Origin of the sequence: Streptomyces sp. URMC 127, from assembly GCF_051386535.1 — a bacterium.
Lineage (GTDB): Bacteria > Actinomycetota > Actinomycetes > Streptomycetales > Streptomycetaceae > Streptomyces.
The window spans coordinates 21,136-27,234 of the sequence record NZ_JBPQTW010000085.1 but is presented as its reverse complement, the minus strand read 5'-3'; the positions used below and the strand labels follow the sequence as shown (position 1 = coordinate 27,234).

The window sequence follows — 6,099 nt, the reverse complement described above, 5'->3', positions numbered from 1 at the left end:
GAAGGTGCATCACCCGCGGGCCCGTGTAGCGTCTGGGAATCCCAGCCACCACTCCCGTCCCGGAAGTGACGGGTCGTCGCCCCGGGATGACGCCACACCCACCGAAGAGACGGGCTCCGCTGCGCTCCACCCGAACCCCGACCTCACACCTGAACCATGCCAGGTCAAGCCCGGCGATACCCCACCAGCATACACGCCGGCACGGCCGCGTGTATGCGAATCAGCCATTCATCATCCTGACGGACGAACCTGCCTCACGACTGGTGCATCACTGCTCGCCCCTGTGTAGGGTATGGGAACAGACACCACCACCCCAGGCCGTCTTCACCGCCTCGGATCTTCCCTTTCTGATTGCTCGCCACATTCGCGAAGGAGCCTTCCCCTGTGGCCATGAAGCGCAGCGATCTACGCCCGCACCAGATCGAAACCATCGACGCCATTAAACGCGGCCTCGACGTACCGCCCGGTGGAATTCCTGCTAACGGCCTGCGTGGGCAGGTGATTTCGGCGTGCGGTACCGGTAAGACGATCACGGCGGCGTTCGCTGCTCGGGAGATGCTGCCGAAGGGCCGGATCCTGGTGCTCGTGCCGACGCTGGATCTCCTGGCCCAGACGGTCAAGGAGTGGTACCGGGTCGGGCACCGCGGGCCGGCGGTGGCTGTCTGCTCCCTCCAGGACGATCCGGATCTGTGGAACCTGAAGGTGCGCTGCACCACAAACCCGATCCGGCTGGCCATGTGGCATGCGGCGGGCCCGGTCGTCATCTTCGCCACCTACGCTTCGCTGCCGGTGCTGGCGGAGGCCTTCGAAGGGGCTTACGGACAGCAGCTCGCCCCCCTTGACCTTGTGGTGGTCGATGAGGCGCACCGAACGTCGGGGTCGATGGGGAAGGCGTGGGCGGACGTCCACAACCAGGCGGTCATCCCGGCGGCGCGCCGGCTGTACCTGACGGCGACGCCGAGGATCTGGCAGGAGCGGCTGAACCGGGAGGTGGCCGAGGGGGTACGTGACCCGCTGCCGCGTGAGATGGCAGCCTCCATGGACGACGAGGAGATCTTCGGCCCTGTCCTCTACAAGCTCTCGCTTGCCTCAGCGGTCTCCCGCGGCCTGCTCGCCCGGTACCAGATCATCGTGGTCGAGCTCCAGGACCCCGACGTCACCCCTGAGCGGCTGATGGGTGAGGACCGGGGCAGCGAAGAGGTGCGCGGGGAGCGGCTCGGGGCGCTGCACGCGGCGTTGCTGCGGACCATGGCGGAGCACCGGCTGAACACGTGCATCACCTTCCACCACCGGACGATAGAGGCGCAGGCATACGCGGAGGGCCTTCCGCGGGTCGCGGCGAAGCTGCACGCCGACGACCCGGAGAAGTATCCGGCGAAGGTCTGGGCGGACTGGCTGTGCGGGGAACACCCCGCCGAACGCCGGCGGGAAGTCCTCGGCTCCTTCGGCACCACCGCACGACGAGCTGTGCTCTCGAACTGCAGGGTGCTGGGCGAAGGCGTCGACATCCGGGCCGTGGACTCGGTGGCGCTCCTGGACCCGAAGGGCGCGCCGCACGACATTGTGCAAGCGATCGGCCGGGCCCTTCGGCAGAAGCCCGGGGAGGGGAAGCTGGCCTCGTTGATCGTGCCGGTCTTTCTACAGCCGAAGGAGCAGCCGGAGGACATGTTCACCTCCGCCTCCTACCGGCCCCTCGTAAAGGTTCTGGAGGGGCTGCGGGCGCACGACGAAGAGGCCGTTGAATTGCTTGCTATTCCCCAGGAGCCGCAGAAAGACGTTGCGCAGCCTTCCGTGTATATCGGCACGGAGCCGGAAGAGGGTGAAGAGGAATCCCGCCTACTGCTGCGCTTCGCGGCCCCTCGCGACCCGGTGATGGTCGCGGAATGGGTGTCCTTCAACGTCATCGACACCGAACGCCAGGACTGGGCCCGCGGCTGGGCGAAGCTCAAGCAGTTCGTCGGGCGCGAGGGCCACGCCCGCGTGCCCTACGGACACCGGGAGGGAGCGACTCCCCTGGGGCAATGGGTGGCAGAACAACGAAGGGCCTATGGGGCCGGGCAGATGACCGAGGCCCGAGCGCGTCGGCTGGAGAAACTCGGCATGGTCTGGTCCCTCGCGGACGAACGGTTCCAGGAGAACCTCGCCGCCGCGAAGGCCTACTACGACGAACACTGGACCCTCTGTGCGCCGCGGACCGCAACGATGCTCGACCGGCCATTGGGACAGTGGCTGTCCAACATGCGCCGACCCGGCGCCCTCGACGGGCACCCCGAGTGGGAGGCGGCGCTGCGTGAGGTCGATCCGGACTGGAACCCGTCGTGGCCGGCGGACTGGCAGCGCCACTACGCCGCCGTGCGGGAGCTACTCGCCGAGGAGGCCGGGCTGACCGAGCTGCAGCCGGGGATCACCGTGCATGGGGTGGACGTCGGACGATGGCTGTACAAGCAGCGCCAGCACACTATCTGGCAGGCCCTGACGGAGGGGCAGCGCGAGCGCCTGGAGCAGCTCGGCGTCGTACCCCTCCCGCAGGAGCAGGAAGTGCCCGCGAAGCCGTCCAAGGCGGTCTTGGGGGCCTTCGAGCGAGGCGTTGCTGCCCTGGCCCAGTACAGGGCCCGCACAGGCTCTGTGGCGGTCTCCCGGGCCCACGTAGAGCAGCTGGAAGACGGCACCGAGGTCAAACTCGGGGTGTGGATCATGAACCAGAAAAGCCGACGCGCCAAGCTCACCACGGACAAACTCCAGGCACTGGCCGCCCTCGGACTCGAATGGGCCACGTCCTGAGCCGGCCGGACGGACCCCGGGCGCTGCGTACGACCCGGGGTCTCTCGCTGTCCCGGGGCCTGCGGCATCGCACTGGAGTGCGCGTAGGAACTGGAACCCCGGACTACCCCCTACAGGCCAGCAATCAGGAGGGCTTAGAGACGACGATGGCCCGCGGGTAGACCGCAGCTTCCCGGGCGGCCTGCCGGTTGTCCTCTTCCCCGGCCTGACCAGCCAGGCGCTCCAGCGGTCTGCACCGCGGCCGGCGCCGCGCGGGCGCCGGGCAGCCAGCGGCTGCAGCTCGGCGTCGCCGTCAGTGGGGGTCTCGGCATCGCCGGGAAGCGTTGTCGGTGCCGGTGTGTACCCTCACGCGGTGATGATTGACCGAAATGCGGGAGTTACCCCTTCCCGCTACGCCGACTCTGGTCTCCGTAAGGCCGTCGGCGAACTGATAGGCCGGGCTGACCGGGACGACATGCTACGGGCCCTGATCCTGGTGAGCGAATGCCGAATGGCTCAGGACATCGGCGATGCCTGGGCGGCCCATGCAGCCATGCTGGAACGTGAGGTGAAGGAAGCCAAGCGCCGGGCAGACGGCACCAAGCAGCCACCCGGCTACGGCTTCGACACGCGCAACCCGGTCGACAAGGCCGCCCACCAGGCCAGCAACCGGCTGCGGGAAGAGCTGACGCGCGAGCTGCGTGAAGCCCGGGAAGCCCACCAGGAATGCGTCAGCACGCTGGAGAAGAACACCTACATCCTTGGGTACGTGCCCGCTGAACCGGCATCTGGCAGCCTCCTGGAACCCGATCTCCTCGATGCCATGGCCGTGCTCCGTGACCAGCTGCGCAGCGCACGGCAGCGTGTCGGCGAGATCATGGATCGTGATCGCGCGGACTTGCATGACCTCGCCTTCCAGGAGGAGTACCGGCGCTCCAGTGCCGGCGCCGAAGCACCGGTCCGCCTGCGGGACATCGATCGCATGGCTCCTGGTGCCTTCGCGGATCTGGTGGAGCAGTTGCTGCGACGCGACGGTTACCCGACCCACCGCCCCGCGGCTGCGCGAGCCGAGCGGATGATCACCGCCAACGTCAGCGGCGGCCCCGTGACCTTCTTCGCTCACCGCGTAGACGGCTCACGCGGCTCAGCCATGGCCTGGGCAGCAGGACCTGCCGGCGACATCGGAACGCCTGACCTCCATCGGATGCACCGCCTGGCTGCCCAGTGCACGGACCAGCCTCTCGTCGTGGTGACCAACGGCGGATTCTCACGGCCTGCCCAGCGCTACGCCGCCCAGCACGGGATCGGCCTGCTCGGCCGGGACCTGCTGCTGCGCTGGGCCGAGTGGCAAGAGCCTCTCGATGTCACCGAACCGTCCGACCAGAACGCCGCGTGATGCACATCAACTGGAACACCTGTGTCAACCTGTCCCCCTATGAGGACGAGGAGATGAACGCCGCCCTGCTCGACAAGATCCGGGCAGCCACCGACGACGACCTTCTCGCGGCCTTCCTCCACCACGCCGAAGGGCGCGTGGCCCTGGAGACCTACCAGCAGTTCGACAAACTCTGCATGCAGCTGGAGGCCGAACGCGACCACGCCCGCCGGCTCAGCGACTACTCCGAGACACCGCTCGGCCTCGACTTCTGGCACGCTCACTACCGGCTACACCGCAGCCTCAAGGAGCTGCTCGGCCAGGCCGAGGCGGCAGTCGACACGGCTGCCGACGTGTGGCGCACCCTCCGCGAAGCCACCGTCCACGACGATCTCAGCTCCCGCTTCCGCCAGCAGGCACCGGACTCTCCCTCACCCCTGGAGGAGATCGGCCCCCTGCGGCATCTGCTCGCTCCCCTGCAGCAACAACTCAAGAGCGTCCTCGACGAGCACCGGGCCCGGATGCACGAGCTGGCCCTGCAAGAAGCCGAACTGCTCGCCTTCGCAGCGAGCAACGACAGCATCAGCCTCGAACAGTTCGACGCCATGACGCCGCTGGAGCTCGAACAATCGACCGCGGACCTCGCCGAGCGCGACGGATACACCCTGCTCCAGCGCCAGGGCAAAGCAGGCGACCAAGGAGCCGACGTCATCGCCCTCACCCCCGACGGACGAAAGATCGTGTTCCAGTGCAAGCACCGGCGCCGGGGCAAACCCGTGGGAGCCCAGGACACCCACACCCTCAACGGCACCGCCAGACCGGAGCACAACGGCGACATCGTCGTCCTCGTCACCAACTCCACGTTCACCAAACCAGCCCGCGCCTTCGCCGCCAAGCACCGCATACACCTGCTCCACGGCGAACTACTCCAGCGATGGGCCACCTGGGGCGTCCCCCTACTCACCGTGCTCAGAGAAGACCCTGCCGACGCCGACGCAACAACCTGAAGCCGCGCGGGACGGCCAGGCCCGGCGACGCGTTGCGCTGGAACCTGTATCCCGGCCTGCCTCCGGTCGTTGGGCACATCGTGAGCCCCTTCCCGACCGCCGCTCGGTCTCTCGCGCTCAGCCCCAGCGACCAGGATCCGCTGCACCAGCTCGCCTACGACGCAATCGCCGACCGGGCCACTGAGGCATTCGAGATCGCGCTGCACTACCAGAGCGACCGCAGCCCTGAATCCTGCCGGGAGGCGCTGCACAACGCTCTGGCCGTCGCCGCGTCCGGTTTCGTGGCCGCCGGCCTGATGAGCCTGTCCGAGGATCCCGGCCTCGCTCTGACTCCGGAGCAGGAGGAGTTCATCACCGATCGCGCTCGCGAGCTCGACCTCGACGTGGTCGAGAACCTGACCGGAGCGAACGGTACAGGGGCCGGCCACGACGAACGGGCTGGCAACGTCGAACGAGGTTGACCGGGGCTCTTCTGTACGGCGAGTGCCCGGACCAGGTACGGTCCGGGCACTCACTGAGCGTTTGGTCCTATTTCAGAGTAGTACGTTGTGCTTTCCGGTCATGGCGCCCTGATGCTGGAGAGGTCGATGGGTCGGGAGGCCTGGGATGTGGCTTTTGGGGGCTGTTTCATTCCGGCTTCTCCTGTGTCATCCCAAGGCGCCCCAGCCAGTAGTCGTTTGCCTGCTGGTCAGGTCGGTTGCCGCGCAGTACATCGGAAACATGACTCCGTACCGTGGCTACCCCAGCGAGCCTCATTGAGGGATCGCCGCATACCTGCGTTCGAAACTGGAAACGTCACGAGCACTGGCGAACACTACCGACCTAGGTACCCGATGCATTCATGTGCGACCCACCACCTACGCGAGTGAAAACTCTCATCGTGCCCGCCTGCCGCTCTCCAGAATGATGGAATAGCGCCGAACCGGCTTGTGCGTCACGGGCTCCACCCTTAGGGGG

At 67.4% G+C, this 6,099-nt stretch carries 4 protein-coding genes; all 4 read left to right on the top strand.

Annotated elements, in window-relative coordinates; all coding sequences use genetic code 11:
- Positions 1-390: 390 nt before the first annotated feature.
- The 4 genes from ACSNOH_RS18460 to ACSNOH_RS18445 all read left to right on the top strand — a co-directional run bounded on the left by ACSNOH_RS18460 (position 391) and on the right by ACSNOH_RS18445 (position 5,603).
- Positions 391-2,781, top strand: a complete 2,391-nt coding sequence (locus ACSNOH_RS18460; protein ID WP_436722458.1) for a Helicase associated domain protein — start codon at positions 391-393, stop codon at positions 2,779-2,781.
- Between the two features lie 355 nt (positions 2,782-3,136).
- Positions 3,137-4,156 carry a restriction endonuclease gene (locus tag ACSNOH_RS18455; protein WP_436722457.1) on the top strand — a complete coding sequence of 340 codons (1,020 nt, stop codon included), beginning with the start codon at positions 3,137-3,139 and terminating at the stop codon, positions 4,154-4,156.
- The gene (locus ACSNOH_RS18450) at positions 4,156-5,142 is read left to right on the top strand and encodes a restriction endonuclease (RefSeq protein WP_436722456.1); all 987 of its coding nucleotides are present in this window, start codon (positions 4,156-4,158) and stop codon (positions 5,140-5,142) included. The genes ACSNOH_RS18455 and ACSNOH_RS18450 overlap by 1 nt, the downstream gene beginning before the upstream one ends.
- Before the next feature lie 80 nt (positions 5,143-5,222).
- Positions 5,223-5,603, top strand: a complete 381-nt coding sequence (locus ACSNOH_RS18445; protein WP_436722454.1) for a hypothetical protein — start codon at positions 5,223-5,225, stop codon at positions 5,601-5,603.
- The last annotated feature ends 496 nt before the right edge of the window (positions 5,604-6,099 follow it).